Genomic DNA, 17,104 nt, shown 5'->3' with positions numbered 1-17,104 from the left:
ACCGGGTGCGAGGGAGGGGGCACCGTGCGGGTACTCGGCGTGGACCCGGGGCTGACCCGCTGTGGCGTCGGCGTCGTCGAGGGCGTGGCGGGCCGCCCGCTGGCCATGCTCGGCGTCGGGGTGGTCCGCACGCCGGCCGACGCGGAGCTGGGGCTCCGGCTGGTCGCCATCGAGCGCGGCATCGAGGCGTGGCTGGACGAGCACCGGCCCGAAGTCGTCGCCGTGGAGCGGGTGTTCAGCCAGCACAACGTCAGTACGGTGATGGGCACCGCACAGGCCAGCGCGGTCGCGATGCTCTGCGCCTCCCGCCGCGGCATCCCCGTCGCGCTGCACACGCCCAGCGAGGTCAAGGCCGCGGTCTCCGGCAGCGGCAGAGCGGACAAGGCCCAGGTCGGAGCGATGGTGACCCGGCTGCTGCGGCTGGACGCACCGCCGAAGCCGGCCGACGCCGCAGACGCGCTGGCACTCGCCATCTGCCACATCTGGCGGGCCCCCGCCCAGAACAGGCTCCAGCAGGCCGTCGCCGCCCACCGCACGCTGAAAGGCCGTACCGCATGATCGCCTTCGTCTCCGGACCGGTGGCCGCCCTGGCCCCCACCACCGCCGTCATCGAGGTCGGCGGGATCGGCATGTCGGTCCAGTGCACCCCCGACACGCTGTCCGCGCTCCGTATCGGCCAGGAAGCCAGACTCGCCACCTCGCTCGTCGTGCGGGAGGACTCCCTCACGCTCTACGGCTTCGCCGACGACGACGAACGCCAGACCTTCGAGCTCCTCCAGACCGCGAGCGGCGTCGGACCCAGGCTCGCCCAGGCCATGCTCGCCGTGCACTCCCCGGACGCCCTGCGGCTCGCGGTCTCCACCGGTGACGAGAAGTCGCTCACCGCCGTACCCGGCATCGGCAAGAAGGGCGCCCAGAAGCTCCTCCTCGAACTCAAGGACCGGCTCGGCGCCCCGCTCGGCACCGGCGGCGCGCGCCTCGCCGCGCAGCGCACCGCCTCGGGGCCCGCGCCGTGGAGCGAGCAGCTGCACTCCGCGCTGGTCGGGCTCGGTTACGCGCCGCGGGACGCGGAGGAGGCCGTCGCCGCTGTCGCCCCGCAGGCCGAGGCCGCCGCCCAGCCCGATGTCGGCGCCCTCCTCAAGGCCGCCCTGCAGACCCTCAACCGCGCCCGCTGATCGAGAGACCCGCCATGCTGCCTCCTCAGAACGAGTGGGACGACACCGCCCCCGACACCGAAGAGCGCCTGGTGGGAGCCGTCGCCGACGGCGAGGACCAGGCGGTCGAAGCCGCACTGCGCCCCAAGGACCTGGACGAGTTCGTGGGCCAGGAGAAGGTCAGGCTCCAGCTCGACCTGGTCCTGCGGGCTGCCAGGCAGCGCGGCGCCACCGCCGATCACGTGCTGCTCTCCGGCGCCCCCGGCCTGGGCAAGACCACTCTGTCGATGATCATCGCGGCCGAGATGGGCGCCCCCATCCGGATCACGTCGGGCCCCGCCATCCAGCACGCAGGCGATCTGGCCGCGATCCTCTCGTCCCTCCAGGAGGGCGAAGTCCTCTTCCTCGACGAGATCCACCGGATGTCCAGGCCCGCCGAGGAGATGCTCTACATGGCGATGGAGGACTTCCGGGTCGACGTCATCGTCGGCAAGGGGCCGGGCGCCACCGCCATCCCGCTGGAGCTGCCGCCCTTCACCCTGGTCGGCGCCACCACCCGCGCGGGCCTGCTGCCCCCGCCCCTGCGGGACCGCTTCGGTTTCACCGGGCACATGGAGTTCTACGAGCCGTCCGAGCTGGAGCGCGTCATCCACCGCTCGGCCCGGCTGCTGGACGTCGAGATCGGCGAGGACGGCGCCGCGGAGATCGCCGGGCGCTCCCGCGGCACCCCCCGCATCGCCAACCGGCTGCTGCGCCGCGTCCGCGACTACGCCCAGGTCGAGGCCGACGGGGTGATCACGAGAGAGGTGGCCCGCAAGGCTCTCGCGGTGTACGAGGTCGACGCCCGCGGGCTCGACCGGCTGGACCGTGCGGTGCTCCAGGCCCTGCTCAAGCTGTTCGGCGGCGGGCCCGTGGGACTCTCCACTCTCGCCGTCGCCGTCGGCGAGGAGCGGGAGACGGTCGAGGAGGTCGCCGAGCCGTTCCTGGTCCGCGAGGGGCTGCTGGCCCGTACCCCGCGTGGCCGGGTCGCCACCCCGGCCGCCTGGGCGCACCTGGGGCTCGTACCCCCCCAGGGTGGTGCGGGAGGCGCCGCTGGAAAGGGACAAGCGGGTCTGTTCGGGGCGTGAGAAGGCGCGGGGGTGACCACAGCGGAACCCCGGTGCCATGCTGGGCGTTGTTCCATTGATGCGGACTCGCTTAGACTCCGCCGGTGCCGCCCTTCCAGAGCGGCATGCCCCGCCCCCGAAGATCAGGCCGCGATCCAGCGCGGTCGTGCGAAGGAAGTTCCCTCCCGTGAGTCTCGTGACCCTCCTCCCCTTCATCGTGCTCATCGGGGCCATGTTCCTGATGACCCGGTCCGCCAAGCGCAAGCAGCAGGCGGCCGCATCGATGCGCAATGAGATGCAGCCCGGCACCGGCGTCCGGACGATCGGGGGCATGTACGCCACCGTCAAGGAGATCAACGAGGACTCGGTGCTCCTGGAGATCGCGCCCGGCGTGCACGCCGTCTACGGCAAGAACGCGATCGGCGCGGTCCTGGACGACGCGGAGTACAACCGCATCGTCCACGGTGACACCGCTGTCGTTCCCGACGACGCCTCGTCGCTGACCGAGATCGACGACCCCAAGGTCGACCTCGGCAAGCACGAGACCCCGGACGCCGGCGCGGCCGCCGACGACGCCACCGATGCCGACCAGGCCACGGCCACGTCCGAGGACAAGGCCGAAAAGGGCGAGAAGAAGATCGACGGCGAGGGCGAAGCGAAGTAAGCACATCCGGGGACCGCAGGCGCCGCCCTCGGGCGGCGCCTGCGGTCCCCGAGACCGTGCACTGCTACAGCGGAGCAGGTCCCCCATCACTTCGTGGCCGTCACAGCGCATACCCGGCGCGGGCGGTAGGACAGGGAGAATCGACAAGGTGGCAGCACCGAACAAGGGCCGAAGGCAGACGGGAGCCCAGGGCAAGCCCGGGCGGTCCCTGGCCCTGATCCTGATCGCCATGGTTGCGCTCGTCGGCGGGATGTTCTGGGCGAAGCAGGTCACGCCGCGTCTCGGCATCGACCTCGCGGGCGGTACGAGCATCACGCTCCAGGCCAAGCCCCAGCCGGGCAAGCCCAACGCGATCAACCAGAAGAACATGGACACCGCGGTCAGCATCATCGAGCGCCGTGTCAACGGGCTCGGCGTCTCCGAGGCCGAGGTCCAGACGCAGGGTAAAGACCACATCATCGTCAACATCCCCAAGGGGACGAACGAGAAGCAGGCGAGGCAGCAGGTCGGTACCACCGCCCAGCTGTACTTCCGCCCTGTGGTGACGGTCGCCGCCGGGAAGCCGACCCCGGCCGGCAAGCCCTCCACCACGCCCTCCCCGAGCGCCTCGTCGAAGGCCAAGGGGACGTCGTCCACCTCGCCGAAGTCCACCGGTTCGCCCTCCGGCTCCCCGCAGGGCCGCGCGGTCACCGACGCGCTGAAGGCCGGCCCCACGCCCTCCCCGTCGGCTCCCCAGTCCAGCGCCACCCCGTCGCCCGCCGAGACCGCGGCAGCGGCCAAGCTGCAGAAGAAGTTCGCCGCGCTCGACTGCTCCACCAAGGCCGGCCGTGCCAAGGCCGGCGGCGACAACGTCAAGCCCAGCGACCCGACCGTGGCATGCAGCGACACCGGTGACGCGAAGTACATCCTGGACGCCGCGGCCGTGGACGGCACCGACGTCTCGGGCGCCAAGGCCGTCATCGACCAGCAGCAGGGCCAGTGGATCGTCCAGATGGACTTCACGGGCAAGGGCTCGAAGAAGTTCCAGGCGATCACCGGCAAGCTCTCGAAGCAGCAGCAGCCGCAGAACCAGTTCGCCATCGCGCTGGACGGTTCCGTGGTCTCGGCCCCCAGCGTGAGCCAGACGCTCAGCGGCAGCGCCCAGATCTCCGGCAGCTTCACCCAGCAGTCGGCCGAGGACCTCGCCAACGTGCTGTCCTACGGTGCGCTCCCGCTCTCCTTCAAGGAGGAGACGGTCACCACGGTGACGGCGGCACTCGGCGGCGAGCAGCTCCAGGCTGGCCTCATCGCGGGCGCGATCGGCCTCGCGCTGGTCATCGTCTACCTGGTGGCCTACTACCGCGGTCTCTCCCTCATCGCGATCCTCAGCCTCCTGGTCTCCGCGATCCTCACGTACACACTGATGGCGCTGCTCGGCAAGGGCATCGGCTTCGCACTCAACCTGCCCGCGGTGTGTGGTGCGATCGTTGCGATCGGTATCACCGCGGACTCGTTCATCGTGTACTTCGAACGGATCCGCGACGAGATCCGTGAGGGCCGTACGCTGCGTCCCGCCGTCGAGCGGGCCTGGCCCCGCGCCCGGCGCACCATCCTGGTCTCGGACTTCGTCTCCTTCCTCGCCGCCGCCGTGCTGTACATCGTGACGGTCGGCAAGGTGCAGGGCTTCGCGTTCACGCTGGGTCTGACGACACTGCTCGACGTCGCGGTGGTCTTCCTCTTCACCAAGCCGGTCATGACGCTGCTCGCGCGCAGGAAGTTCTTCTCCAGCGGCCACCCGTGGTCCGGACTCGACCCGAAGCGGCTCGGCGCCAAACCCCCGCTCCGCCGCTCGCGCGGTGCCACCGCCGCCTCCTCCGTCCCCACCGACCCGAAGGAGGCGTGAGATGTCGCGACTCGGCAGCATGGGCGCCCGGCTGTACCGCGGCGAGGTCGGCTACGACTTCGTGGCCAAGCGCAAGATCTGGTACGGCATCTCCATCCTGATCACCATCACGGCCATCGTCGGCCTGGCGGTGCGCGGTCTGAACCTGGGCATCGAGTTCCAGGGCGGCGCCGTCTTCACCACCACGCAGAGCAGCAGCGTCTCGGTGACACATGCCCAGGACGCGGCGGAGAAGCTCTCGGGTCACGACGCGACCGTCCAGAAGCTCGGCAACGGCGGCATGCGGATCCAGGTCTCCGGGATCGACACCGGAACGGCCGACAAGATCCACGGTTCGCTCGCCAAGGAACTGAACCTCCCGCTCGACAAGATCGCCGCCGACGTCGTCGGCCCCAGCTGGGGTGAGACGATCGCCACCAAGGCCTGGGAGGGCCTGGCGATCTTCATGGTGCTGGTGGTGATCTATCTGGCCATCGCCTTCGAGTGGCGGATGGCCCTCGCCGCCCTGGTCGCCCTGATCCACGACCTCACCATCACCGTCGGTGTGTACGCCCTCGTCGGCTTCGAGGTCACCCAGGGCACCGTGATCGGTCTGCTGACGATCCTCGGTTACTCCCTGTACGACACCGTCGTCGTCTTCGACGGTCTCAAGGAGTCGTCGAAGGACCTCAAGAAGCAGACCCGCTTCACCTACAGCGAGATCGCCAACCGCAGCCTCAACGGCACCCTGGTGCGTTCCATCAACACCACGGTCGTCGCGCTGCTCCCGGTGGCCGGTCTGCTCTTCATCGGCGGTGGCTTCCTGGGCGCCGGCATGCTCAACGACATCTCGCTCGCGCTGTTCGTCGGTCTCGCGGCCGGCGCGTACTCCTCGATCTTCATCGCCACCCCGCTCGTCGCCGACCTCAAGGAACGCGACCCCGCGATGAAGGCGCTCAAGAAGCGGGTGCTCGCCAAGCGGCGCGCCGACGCGGCGAAGGGCGAGTCCGCCGAGCAGGGCGACGGCACCTACCCGGGACAGGACGAGGGGCCCGGCGCCCCGGCCGCGGCCGGAGCAGGCTCCGTCCGCCGTCCGCCTGCCCCCCGCGGTCGCGGGCGCACCCCGGGGAAGCGCCGATGACCAGCACACAGAGCACCCAGGACCTGCTGCTCAGCAGGATCAGGGATGTGCCGGACTACCCCCGGCCTGGAGTGATGTTCAAGGACATCACCCCGCTGCTCGCCGACCCGGAGGCCTTCACGGCCCTGACCGACGCCCTCGCGGAGCTCTGCCTGCGGCACGGCGCCACGAAGATCGTCGGTCTGGAGGCGCGCGGCTTCATCCTGGCCGCACCGGTCGCCGTCCGCGCCGGCCTCGGCTTCATCCCGGTCCGCAAGGCCGGGAAGCTGCCGGGTGCGACGCTCTCCCAGACGTACGACCTGGAGTACGGCAGCGCGGAGATCGAGGTGCACGCGGAGGACCTCCGTGCCGACGACCGCGTGCTGGTCATCGATGACGTGCTCGCCACCGGCGGCACGGCCGAGGCCTCGCTGGAGCTGATCCGGCGGGCCGGGGCCCAGGTCGTCGGAGTGGCCGTGCTGATGGAGCTCGGCTTCCTCGACGGACGTGCCCGGCTGGAGCGGGCGCTGCACGGCGCCCCGCTCGACGCCCTGATCACCGTCTGACCCGTACGTCCGAACGCTGAGGCGGGCCCCCGGTCGATCCGGGCGGCCCGCCTCTCGCGTACGGTGCCGGCACCGGCCCGGGGCGAGCGGATCGCCGGGGGTCGTTACCATGGGCTTCCGGACCTGACACGGGGACCCGGACCCTCCCCCCAGGCTCCGTCCGGGGGGACCCCCAGAGGAGTGCCCTTGCCAGACGAGGACCGGCCCACAGCCGCCGCACAGCCCGAGAAGAAGGCCGCGGCGGCCCCAGTGACGCCCGAGAAGCCGCCCGCCGGGCAGCCGAAGCCCTCGGCTCCCGTGGTCCGCCCCGGCGGCGCCGCGCCGCTCTCGACGCCGAAGCCCGCCGCACAGGCGCCCGCGCCCGACCCGGCGCAGGGCGCTACCGCCCGTCCGGCGCCGCAGAGCCCCGCAGCGCGCTCCGGCGGCTCGTCCAACCGGGTCAGGGCCCGCCTCGCCCGGCTCGGTGTGCAGCGCTCCTCGCCGTACAACCCGGTGCTCGAACCGCTGCTGCGGGCCGTGCGCGGCAACGACCCGAAGATCGAGTCCGCGACCCTGCGGCAGATCGAACGCGCCTACCAGGTGGCCGAGCGCTGGCACCGCGGGCAGAAGCGCAAGAGCGGCGACCCTTACATCACGCACCCCCTCGCCGTCACCACGATCCTGGCCGAGCTCGGCATGGACCCGGCCACCCTGATGGCGGGGCTGCTGCACGACACCGTCGAGGACACCGAGTACGGCCTGGACACCCTGCGCCGCGACTTCGGCGACCAGGTCGCACTCCTCGTCGACGGCGTCACCAAGCTCGACAAGGTCAAGTTCGGTGAGGCCGCGCAGGCCGAGACGGTGCGCAAGATGGTCGTCGCCATGGCCAAGGACCCGCGCGTCCTGGTCATCAAGCTCGCCGACCGGCTGCACAACATGCGCACCATGCGGTACCTCAAGCGGGAGAAGCAGGAGAAGAAGGCCCGCGAGACCCTGGAGATCTACGCCCCGCTCGCCCACCGCCTGGGCATGAACACCATCAAGTGGGAGCTGGAGGACCTCGCCTTCGCGATCCTCTACCCCAAGATGTACGACGAGATCGTGCGGCTGGTCGCCGAGCGGGCGCCCAAGCGTGACGAGTACCTCGCCATAGTGACGGACGAGGTCCAGTCCGACCTGCGCGCCGCCCGGATCAAGGCCACCGTCACCGGGCGTCCCAAGCACTACTACAGCGTCTACCAGAAGATGATCGTGCGCGGCCGCGACTTCGCCGAGATCTACGACCTGGTGGGCATCCGCATCCTTGTCGACACCGTCCGCGACTGCTATGCGGCGCTCGGCACCGTCCACGCCCGGTGGAACCCGGTTCCGGGACGGTTCAAGGACTACATCGCGATGCCCAAGTTCAACATGTACCAGTCGCTGCACACCACGGTGATCGGCCCCAGCGGCAAGCCCGTCGAGCTCCAGATCCGCACGTTCGACATGCACCGCCGCGCCGAGTACGGCATCGCCGCCCACTGGAAGTACAAGCAGGAGGCGGTGGCCGGGGCCTCCAAGGTGCGCACCGACGCGCCGAAGAGCCCGGGGAAGGGCTCCCGTCAGGACACCGTCAACGACATGGCGTGGCTGCGGCAGCTGCTCGACTGGCAGAAGGAGACCGAGGACCCCAGCGAGTTCCTGGAGTCGCTGCGTTTCGACCTGTCGCGCAACGAGGTCTTCGTCTTCACGCCGAAGGGCGACGTCATCGCCCTGCCGGCCGGTGCGACCCCCGTCGACTTCGCGTACGCCGTGCACACGGAGGTCGGCCACCGGACGATAGGGGCACGGGTCAACGGGCGGCTCGTACCGCTCGAATCCACCCTCGACAACGGCGATCTGGTCGAGGTGTTCACCTCCAAGGCCACCGGCGCCGGACCGTCCAGGGACTGGCTGGGCTTCGTCAAGTCGCCCCGGGCGCGCAACAAGATCCGCGCCTGGTTCTCCAAGGAGCGCCGCGACGAGGCGATCGAGCAGGGCAAGGACGCCATCGCGCGGGCCATGCGCAAGCAGAACCTGCCGATCCAGCGCATCCTCACCGGAGACTCGCTGGTCACGCTGGCGCACGAGATGCGCTACCCGGACATCTCCTCGCTGTACGCGGCGATCGGCGAGGGCCATGTCGCCGCCCAGGGCGTCGTACAGAAGCTGGTGCAGGCGCTCGGCGGCGAGGAGGCCGCCAACGAGGACATCGCCGAGAGCACACCGCCGTCGCACGGCCGCAGCAAGCGCCGCGCCAACGCCGACCCCGGTGTGGTCGTCAAGGGCGTCGACGACGTCTGGGTGAAGCTCGCCCGGTGCTGCACGCCCGTACCCGGTGACCCGATCATCGGGTTCGTCACCCGGGGGAGCGGCGTCTCCGTGCACCGCGCGGACTGCGTCAATGTCGACTCGCTCTCCCAGCAGCCCGAACGGATCCTGGAAGTCGAGTGGGCCCCCACCCAGTCGTCGGTCTTCCTGGTCGCCATCCAGGTGGAGGCGCTGGACCGCTCCCGGCTGCTCTCGGACGTCACACGCATCCTCTCCGACCAGCACGTCAACATCCTGTCGGCGGCGGTGCAGACCTCCCGCGACCGGGTGGCCACCTCCCGCTTCACCTTCGAGATGGGCGACCCGAAGCACCTCGGCCATGTCCTGAAGGCGGTACGTGGCGTGGAGGGTGTCTATGACGTCTACCGGGTGACATCGGCCCGCAGGCCCTGACAGCCGGAACCGGACAGGGAGGAGCCCCCCGCTCATGAGCGGGGGGCTCCTCCCTGTCCGGCTGCGGTGAAATTCTCAGCCGCCGAACTCCTCCAGACCCTTCAGCGCCTGGTCGAGCAGCGCCTGCCGGCCTTCCAGCTCACGGGCGAGCTTGTCGGCCCTGGCGTTGTTGCCCGCCGTACGCGCCGTGTCGATCTGCTTGCGCAGCTTGTCGACGGCGTCCTGCAGCTGGCCCGTCAGACCCGCGGCACGCGCACGTGCCTCCGGGTTGGTGCGCCGCCACTCGCTCTCCTCGGCCTCCTGGAGTGCCCGCTCCACCGTGTGCATCCGGCCCTCGACCTTCGGCCGGGCGTCACGCGGTACGTGGCCGATCGCCTCCCAGCGCTCGTTCAGCGCCCGGAACGCGGCCCTGGCCGACTTGAGATCCCGCACCGGGAGCAGCTTCTCGGCCTCGACCGTGAGCTCCTCCTTCAGCTTGAGGTTCTCGACCTGCTCGGCGTCCCGCTCGGCGAAGACCTCGCCGCGGGCCGCGAAGAAGACGTCCTGGGCGCCGCGGAAACGGTTCCACAGGTCGTCCTCGGACTCGCGCTGGGCGCGGCCCGCGGCCTTCCACTCGGTCATCAGATCGCGGTAACGGGCCGCCGTCGCGGCCCAGTCGGTCGAACCGGAGAGCTTCTCGGCCTCGGCGACCAGCTTCTCCTTGGCCCTGCGGGCCTCCTCGCGCTGGGCGTCCAGCGACGCGAAGTGCGCCTTGCGCCGCTTGGAGAACGCCGACCTGGCGTGCGAGAAGCGGTGCCACAGCTCGTCGTCGGACTTCCGGTCGAGCCGGGGGAGGCCCTTCCAGGTGTCCACCAGCGCCCGCAGGCGCTCACCCGCGGACCGCCACTGGTCGCTCTGCGCGAGCTCCTCGGCCTCCACGACCAGGGCTTCCTTGGCGTGCTTCGCCTCGTCGGTCTGCTTGGCCTTCTGGACCTTGCGCTCCTCACGGCGCGCGTCGACCGTCGAGACCAGCCCGTCCAGCCGGACCCGCAGAGCATCCAGATCGCCGACGGCGTGGTGCTCATCGACCTGCCCGCGCAGGTGGTCGATGGCGGTCTGGGCGTCCTTGGCCGGCAGGTCGGTGGTCTTCACCCGGCGTTCGAGGAGGCCGATCTCGACGACCAGGCCCTCGTACTTGCGCTCGAAGTAGGCCAGAGCCTCCTCGGGAGAGCCTGCCTGCCAAGAACCGACGACCTTCTCGCCGTCGGTCGTACGCACGTATACGGTGCCGGTCTCGTCGACACGGCCCCACGGGTCGCTGCTCACAGCGCCTCCATCCACATGATGCCTGCGGAGACTTGTGGGCCCCCGGACATCGTCCACAGTTTCTTCGGCAGGGCTGCTTGCGCCCCGCACACCGCCAACATAGGCGAATGGCGGGGCGGCTGTCCGCATCCGGCCCATCCGAATATCGCCATAACCCCGCCGGGGTCCGCTCAGTCCTTGGTGACGGTGGCCTTCGAGATGGTGACGGCCTTCTTGGGGGCCCCGTCCTGGCTGCCGCCGGTCACCCCGGCCTTGGCCACCGCCTTCACCGTCTTGAGCCCCGCCGCGTCCATGGTCCCGAACGGGGTGTAGGTGGGAGGAAGTTTGCTGTCCTTGTAGACGAGGAAGAACTGGCTGCCGCCGGTGTGCGGCTGGCCGGTGTTGGCCATCGCGACCGTGCCGGCCGGATAGGTCACCGTGCCGTCGCTGCCCGCCTTGCCGAGCGCGGTCAGGTTCTCGTCCGGGATGGTGTAGCCCGGGCCGCCGGAGCCGTTGCCCTTGGGATCGCCGCACTGGAGCACATAGATGCCGCTCGTGGTGAGGCGGTGGCACTTGGTCTTGTCGAAGAAGCCCTTGTCCGCGAGCGACTTGAAGGAGTTCGCGGTGTGCGGGGTCTTCGCGGCGTCCATGACGAGGGAGACCGCGCCCTGGTTCGTCGTGAGCGCGAAGGTGTACTTCGCCTTCTTGTCGATCTTCATCGCGGGCTCGGGGGGAGCGGTGCTGCTCGCCGAGGGCGAGGGGGCCGGGGCCTTGGCCGCACCGGACTTGCCGTCGTCCCCCTTGAATGCTCCGGCGCCCCAGGCGATACCGCCCGCCACGACCACCACGGCGACCGCCGACGCGATCACCGCGTTGCGGCGGCGGGCGTTGCGCCGGGCCGTGATGCGGCGTTCCTGCTGCCGCTCGAACTTTTCCCTGGCGAGCTGCCGCCGCCGCTGATCGCTGTTGACCACCGGTGTTCTCCCTCGTCCGTATGTGTGCGTGATGTGCGCGTGTCGTCTACCTGTCCGGGCTAGGCCGTACCGTATATGGGTTCGCTGTGGGATGAGCGGCGCCGGTAGGCTCTGATCTGCTGCATTCTCCCGCTGGACCGACATTTAAGGACGATCGTGCTCATTGCCGGGTTCCCCGCCGGGGCCTGGGGGACCAACTGTTATCTGGTCGCCCCCGCCGCAGGTGAGGAGTGCGTGATCATCGACCCGGGCCACCAGGCCGCCCAGGGAGTCGAGGACGCACTCAGGAAGCATCGGCTCAAGCCCGTGGCGGTCGTTCTCACCCATGGCCATATCGACCATGTGGCATCGGTCGTCCCGGTGTGCGGAGCACACGACGTCCCGGCGTGGATCCACCCCGCCGACCGCTTCATGATGAGCGATCCGGAGAAGGGGATCGGGCGTTCCATCGGTATGCCGCTGATGGGCGAACTGACCGTCGGGGAACCGGACGACGTCAAGGAGCTGGCGGACGGGAGCGAGCTGACCCTCGCCGGTCTCGATTTCGCCGTTTCGCATGCCCCCGGCCATACCAAGGGGTCGGTGACGTTCAGGATGCCCGAGGCGGCGGACATTCCGCAGGTCCTCTTCTCGGGCGACCTGCTCTTCGCCGGCTCCATCGGCCGCACCGACATGCCCGGCGGCGACCACACCGAGATGCTCGATTCGCTGGCCCGTGTGTGCCTGCCGCTCGACGACTCGACCGTGGTCCTGCCCGGTCACAACGAGCAGACGACCATCGGCCGCGAGCGCGCCACCAACCCGTACCTGCGGGGCCTGGCCGCTCCCCGACGAGGAATGTGACGATTTTCCGTGAGTACTTTCCAGGCCCCCAAGGGCACGTACGACCTGCTGCCGCCCTCCTCCGCGACGTTCCTCGCGGTGCGCGCGGCGCTCGCCGCCCCGCTGCGGAACTCCGGCTACGAGTACATCGAGACCCCGGGCTTCGAGAACGTCGAGCTCTTCTCGCGAGGCGTCGGTGAATCCACCGACATCGTCTCCAAGGAGATGTACGTCTTCGAGACCCGCGGTGGCGACAGGCTCGCCCTGCGGCCCGAGGGCACCGCTTCCGTGCTGCGTGCCGCGCTGGAGGCGAACCTCCACAAGGCCGGGAACCTGCCCGTCAAGCTCTGGTACTCCGGCTCGTACTACCGCTACGAGCGGCCGCAGAAGGGCCGCTACCGCCACTTCTCACAGGTGGGCGCGGAGGCGATCGGTACCGAGGACCCCGCACTCGACGCCGAGATGATCATCCTCGCCGACCAGGCCTACCGCGCGCTCGGACTGCGGCAGTTCCGGATCCTGCTCAACTCGCTGGGGGACCGGGAGTGCCGGCCGGTCTACCGCGACGCGCTCCAGGCCTTCCTGCGCGGACTCGACCTGGACGAGGAGACCCGGCGGCGGGCCGAGATCAACCCGCTGCGGGTGCTCGACGACAAGCGGGCCGACGTACAGAAGCAGCTGGCCGGTGCGCCGATGCTGCGGGACTACCTGTGCGAGGCGTGCAAGGCGTACCACGAGGAGGTCCGCGCGCTGCTGACCGCCGCGGGCGTCGCGTTCGAGGACGACGTGAAGCTGGTCCGCGGCCTCGACTACTACACCCGGACCACCTTCGAGTTCGTCCACGACGGACTCGGCTCGCAGTCCGCGGTGGGCGGCGGCGGCCGTTACGACGGCCTCTCCGAGATGATCGGCGGGCCCGCGCTCCCCTCGGTGGGCTGGGCGCTCGGGGTGGACCGTACGGTGCTCGCGCTGGAGGCGGAGGGCGTCGCGCTCGAACTGCCCGCCACCACGAGCGTGTTCGCCGTGCCGCTCGGCGAGGAGGCCCGGCGGGTGCTGTTCGGCCTGGTCACCGAGTTGCGCAGGGAGGGCGTCGCGACCGACTTCGCGTTCGGCGGGCGCGGCCTCAAGGGCGCGATGAAGAGCGCCAACCGCAGCGGCGCCCGCTTCACCGTCGTCGCGGGCGAGCGGGATCTTGCCGAGGGCGTCGTCCAGCTGAAGGACATGGAGTCCGGTGAGCAGAGCGCGGTACCGGTCGGCGCTCTCGTGGACGAGGTCCGCAAGCGGCTCGGCTGAGACCGGCACCCGCCGCATCCGGCACCCGCCGCATCCGGCACCCGCCGGATCAGGCACCGATCGCACCGGGCACGCTTCTGCGGCCCGGACGGAGAGCCTCCGTCCGGGCCGCAACTGCGAGAGGGCCGGGCGGCTCCTCCGCCGCACCGCAGGCCGGGGTGGCGCGTGGCCGGAACACCGGAACCGTCAACATGGCGTCCGCGGGTTCGCCCGCCGGACAATTGCGACAGATGACCGCCGGGTACGGTTCACGGCGCCGGGACCGGCCGGACTGCGGCCGTGAGCAGGGGCGGGACTCCGCGCGCCCTCCTGCCGCGCCCGTCCTGCCAGCCCTGCCGCAGCTACGGGCCCCGGTACCCGCTTCTGAACGAATGCCCAGGTCGCAGCGGGTCCAGCGGAGTGCCGACGGCGGTTTTCCCGGCGCCGAGGGGCCGCCCCGGCCGTGCCCGCCGTACCCCGGAGGGCTCCCGGCGGGCGGGCCGCCCGCCGGGAGGTGTCCCTCTCCTTATCTCCATCGAACGGTGCGGACCCCGTCCGGTGCGGCACAATGAGCCTGCCCACAGGCCACAGGAGCGATGGATCGGCATGATGACGACGACAGTGGTTGACGACGTGTCCGCGCAGCAGGACGGGAAGACCGGCGCGAGCCGTGCCTTCGGCTGGCTTCTGGTGATCACCGGCGCCGCCGGGCTACTCGCGGCATGGGTCATCACCCTCGACGAGTTCAAGCTCCTGAAGAACCCGAACTTCACCCCCGGCTGCAGCCTCAACCCGGTGGTGTCCTGCGGCAACGTGATGAAGAGCGCGCAGGCCTCGGTCTTCGGCTTCCCCAATCCGATGCTCGGCCTGGCCACCTACGCGGTCGTGATCGGCGTCGGGATGAGCCTGCTCGCCGGCGGGCGCTACGGCCGCTGGTACTGGCTGACCTTCAACGCCGGCTGCCTGTTCGGTGTCGGCTTCGTCACCTGGCTCCAGTACCAGTCGCTCTACAACATCAACTCCCTCTGCCTCTGGTGCTGCCTCGCCTGGGTGGGCACGATCACCCTCTTCTGGTACGTCACCTCGCACAACATCCGGCACGGCCTGCTGGCCGCCCCGGGCTGGCTGCGGAGCTTCTTCGGCGAGTTCACCTGGGTGCTGCCCGTCGTGCACATCGGCGTCATCGGCATGCTGATCCTCACCCGCTGGTGGGACTTCTGGACCGGGGCGCACTGACCCTGCCGGTCCGGCGGCCCGCGCCGCCCGCTCCCGCCGGCCCCGCGGCGTTGTCAGTGGGGTGACATAGGGTTTTGCACGTGGAACCCGATCTGTTCACCGCCGCGGCCGAAGAGCGCCAGGAGAAGGACCCGTCCAGCAGCCCCCTGGCCGTCCGGATGCGCCCGCGCACCCTCGACGAAGTGGTCGGCCAGCAGCATCTGCTGAAGCAGGGCTCGCCACTGCGCCGGCTGGTCGGCGAGTCCGGGGGAGGTCCGGCAGGACCGTCGTCCGTGCTGCTCTGGGGGCCGCCGGGCATCGGCAAGACGACCCTCGCCTACGTCGTGAGCCAGGCGACCCGGAAGCGGTTCGTCGAGCTCTCCGCCATCACGGCCGGCGTCAAGGAAGTGCGCGCCGTCATCGACGGTGCGCGCAGGGCCTCGGGGGGATACGGCAAGGAGACCGTCCTCTTCCTGGACGAGATCCACCGCTTCAGCAAGGCCCAGCAGGACTCACTGCTCCCCGCCGTGGAGAACCGCTGGGTCACGCTGGTCGCAGCGACCACCGAGAATCCGTACTTCTCGATCATCTCCCCGCTGCTCTCCCGGTCCCTGCTGCTCACGCTGGAATCGCTCACCGACGACGACCTGCGGTCCCTGCTGCACCGGGCGCTCACCGAGGACCGCGGTCTCGGAGGCGCCGTCACCCTGGCCCCCGAGGCGGAGGCGCATCTGCTGCGGATCGCCGGTGGCGACGCCCGCCGTGCCCTCACCGCCCTCGAAGCGGCGGCCGGTGCGGCCATGGCCAAGTCCGAGCCGGAGATCACGCTGGAGACGCTGGAGGAGACGGTCGACCGCGCCGCCGTGGCGTACGACAGGGACGGCGACCAGCACTACGACGTGGCGAGCGCCCTGATCAAGTCGATCCGTGGGTCCGATGTGGACGCCGCTCTGCACTATCTGGCCCGGATGATCGAGGCGGGGGAGGACCCGAGGTTCATCGCCAGACGGCTGATGATCTCCGCCAGCGAGGACATCGGTCTGGCCGACCCCACCGCGCTGCCGACCGCGGTCGCCGCCGCGCAGGCGGTCGCGCTGATCGGTTTCCCCGAGGCCGCGCTCACCCTCAGCCACGCCACGATCGCGCTGGCGCTCGCCCCCAAGTCGAATGCCGCCACGATCGCGATCTCCGCCGCGCGCGCCGACGTGCGCGCGGGACTGGTCGGGCCGGTCCCGGCCCACCTGCGGGACGGGCACTACAAGGGCGCGGCCAAGCTCGGCCACGCCCAGGGCTACGTCTATCCGCACGATGTCCCGGGCGCCATCGCCGCCCAGCAGTACGCCCCGGACTCCGTGCAGGGGAAGCGCTACTACGAGCCCACCAGGTACGGAGCCGAGGCGCGCTACGCGGACGTGGTCGAGAAGGTACGGGAGCGGCTGTCGGGCGAGGGCGCGGACGGACGTCAGTGACCTCCGGGCGCCCGTCCGTGCCCCGGCTGCCGGCGGTTCACGCACATGCCGCCGCCCGCCGCCCGGGCACCACCACCGCCGGCCCGGCCGCGCCCGCGGACCGCGGCCTCACCCGCCCGTCGCGTCGAAGAGCGTGTGCATGGCGCGGCGCAGCCCGGTCACATCGCTCACCGGCTCGGGGAAGTCGAAGCGCGCGTCGAAGCACCGCGCACCGGTGAACCGCACCCGCAGGCCGAACCGGTCGAGCGCCAGGGGCACCACAGCCGTCCCGTCCGGGATCCGGTCGCCCAGCAGCCCGGACAGCCCGTGCACCTGGGCGCCGTGGGCGGAGTGCAGATGCTGGAGCAGCTCGGCCTCATGGGCGACCAGTGGATCGGCGACGGCTCCGGCGAACTCCTCCGCCTCGGCGCTCCCGTGTCCCCAGAGGTCGTCCACGTACACCTCCCCGACCTCCAGCCGCAGCATCATGCGGCCCGGCGCCGCCATGCCGGGTACGGCGGTGAGCCAGCCGGAGACCCAGGCCCGGCCCCGGATCCGGTGGGGTACGGAGACCGGGGCGACATCCGTGATCTCCAGCACGGCCGCCAGCTCGTCGTCCTGAGCGTGGGTCGCGGCCCGGACGGCCGGGGACGCGGCGGGATAGAGCAGGTACAGCTCCCCGTCGGGACCGGTGCTGCGGGCGAGCGGTACGAGCTGGTCACCGAGGGCCGCTTCGACCCCGGTCACCAGCAGTACCGCGGAGCAGGTACTCTGTACGAGAGTTCGTGTGCGCTCGGCTGCTGACGGCATCCGGGCGGTTTCAAGTCCGCTGGGACGCGGCTGACCACGATCTGATCGGACCTCCGTCGTGTCGACGCCCTGAGCGTCGGCCTT

Annotated in this window: 15 protein-coding genes; 12 read left to right on the top strand and 3 right to left on the bottom strand. The window is 70.7% G+C overall.

The window, feature by feature from the left end; genetic code table 11:
• Positions 1-24: 24 nt before the first annotated feature.
• From ruvC to OG917_RS05885, 8 genes are all read left to right on the top strand, one after another.
• Positions 25-558, top strand: a complete 534-nt coding sequence (gene ruvC, locus OG917_RS05920) for a crossover junction endodeoxyribonuclease RuvC (protein WP_328316472.1) — start codon at positions 25-27, stop codon at positions 556-558.
• Positions 555-1,175: a Holliday junction branch migration protein RuvA gene (gene ruvA, locus OG917_RS05915; RefSeq protein WP_328316471.1), complete on the top strand. Its 621-nt coding sequence runs from the start codon at positions 555-557 to the stop codon at positions 1,173-1,175. Before ruvC ends, ruvA begins: the two co-directional genes overlap by 4 nt.
• A 14-nt stretch (positions 1,176-1,189) precedes the next feature.
• Positions 1,190-2,281 carry a Holliday junction branch migration DNA helicase RuvB gene (gene ruvB / locus OG917_RS05910; protein ID WP_328316470.1) on the top strand — a complete coding sequence of 364 codons (1,092 nt, stop codon included), beginning with the start codon at positions 1,190-1,192 and terminating at the stop codon, positions 2,279-2,281.
• Positions 2,282-2,447: 166 nt separating this feature from the next.
• Positions 2,448-2,924, top strand: a complete 477-nt coding sequence (gene yajC, locus OG917_RS05905) for a preprotein translocase subunit YajC (protein ID WP_328316469.1) — start codon at positions 2,448-2,450, stop codon at positions 2,922-2,924.
• 148 nt (positions 2,925-3,072) lie between these two features.
• Positions 3,073-4,806 carry a protein translocase subunit SecD gene (gene secD, locus OG917_RS05900; protein ID WP_328316468.1) on the top strand — a complete coding sequence of 578 codons (1,734 nt, stop codon included), beginning with the start codon at positions 3,073-3,075 and terminating at the stop codon, positions 4,804-4,806.
• A gap of 1 nt (position 4,807) precedes the next feature.
• Positions 4,808-5,926 carry a protein translocase subunit SecF gene (gene secF / locus OG917_RS05895; protein WP_328316467.1) on the top strand — a complete coding sequence of 373 codons (1,119 nt, stop codon included), beginning with the start codon at positions 4,808-4,810 and terminating at the stop codon, positions 5,924-5,926.
• Positions 5,923-6,471 (top strand): adenine phosphoribosyltransferase, encoded by a 549-nt coding sequence (locus OG917_RS05890; RefSeq protein ID WP_328316466.1) that lies wholly within the window; start codon positions 5,923-5,925, stop codon positions 6,469-6,471. The genes secF and OG917_RS05890 overlap by 4 nt, the downstream gene beginning before the upstream one ends.
• Before the next feature lie 186 nt (positions 6,472-6,657).
• Complete coding sequence (locus tag OG917_RS05885) at positions 6,658-9,195, top strand: RelA/SpoT family protein (RefSeq protein WP_328316465.1); 2,538 nt, start codon at positions 6,658-6,660, stop codon at positions 9,193-9,195.
• 75 nt (positions 9,196-9,270) lie between these two features.
• Here the strand turns inward: OG917_RS05885 and OG917_RS05880 are convergent, their stop codons facing one another.
• Positions 9,271-10,500, bottom strand: coding sequence for a DUF349 domain-containing protein (locus OG917_RS05880; RefSeq protein ID WP_328316464.1), 1,230 nt, complete (start codon positions 10,498-10,500; stop codon positions 9,271-9,273).
• Between the two features lie 170 nt (positions 10,501-10,670).
• Positions 10,671-11,453 (bottom strand): peptidylprolyl isomerase, encoded by a 783-nt coding sequence (locus OG917_RS05875; protein ID WP_328316463.1) that lies wholly within the window; start codon positions 11,451-11,453, stop codon positions 10,671-10,673.
• Between the two features lie 156 nt (positions 11,454-11,609).
• Between OG917_RS05875 and OG917_RS05870 the strand changes: the two genes are divergently transcribed.
• From OG917_RS05870 to OG917_RS05855, 4 genes are all read left to right on the top strand, one after another.
• A complete protein-coding gene (locus OG917_RS05870) occupies positions 11,610-12,296 on the top strand; it encodes an MBL fold metallo-hydrolase (protein WP_328316462.1) in 687 nt (228 codons plus the stop codon).
• Positions 12,297-12,305: 9 nt separating this feature from the next.
• A complete protein-coding gene (gene hisS / locus OG917_RS05865) occupies positions 12,306-13,568 on the top strand; it encodes a histidine--tRNA ligase (protein WP_328316461.1) in 1,263 nt (420 codons plus the stop codon).
• Between the two features lie 588 nt (positions 13,569-14,156).
• Complete coding sequence (locus OG917_RS05860) at positions 14,157-14,783, top strand: vitamin K epoxide reductase family protein (protein ID WP_328316460.1); 627 nt, start codon at positions 14,157-14,159, stop codon at positions 14,781-14,783.
• An 80-nt stretch (positions 14,784-14,863) separates the two neighbouring features.
• Positions 14,864-16,231: a replication-associated recombination protein A gene (locus tag OG917_RS05855; protein WP_328316459.1), complete on the top strand. Its 1,368-nt coding sequence runs from the start codon at positions 14,864-14,866 to the stop codon at positions 16,229-16,231.
• A gap of 108 nt (positions 16,232-16,339) precedes the next feature.
• Here OG917_RS05855 and OG917_RS05850 read toward each other — a convergent pair whose 3' ends face one another.
• Complete coding sequence (locus OG917_RS05850; protein WP_328316458.1) at positions 16,340-17,020, bottom strand: DUF2470 domain-containing protein; 681 nt, start codon at positions 17,018-17,020, stop codon at positions 16,340-16,342.
• Positions 17,021-17,104 lie beyond the last annotated feature (84 nt).

The sequence above is a fragment of the Streptomyces sp. NBC_00388 genome (genome assembly GCF_036061255.1).
GTDB lineage: Bacteria > Actinomycetota > Actinomycetes > Streptomycetales > Streptomycetaceae > Streptomyces.
This window is presented reverse-complemented; position numbering and strand designations above follow the sequence as displayed.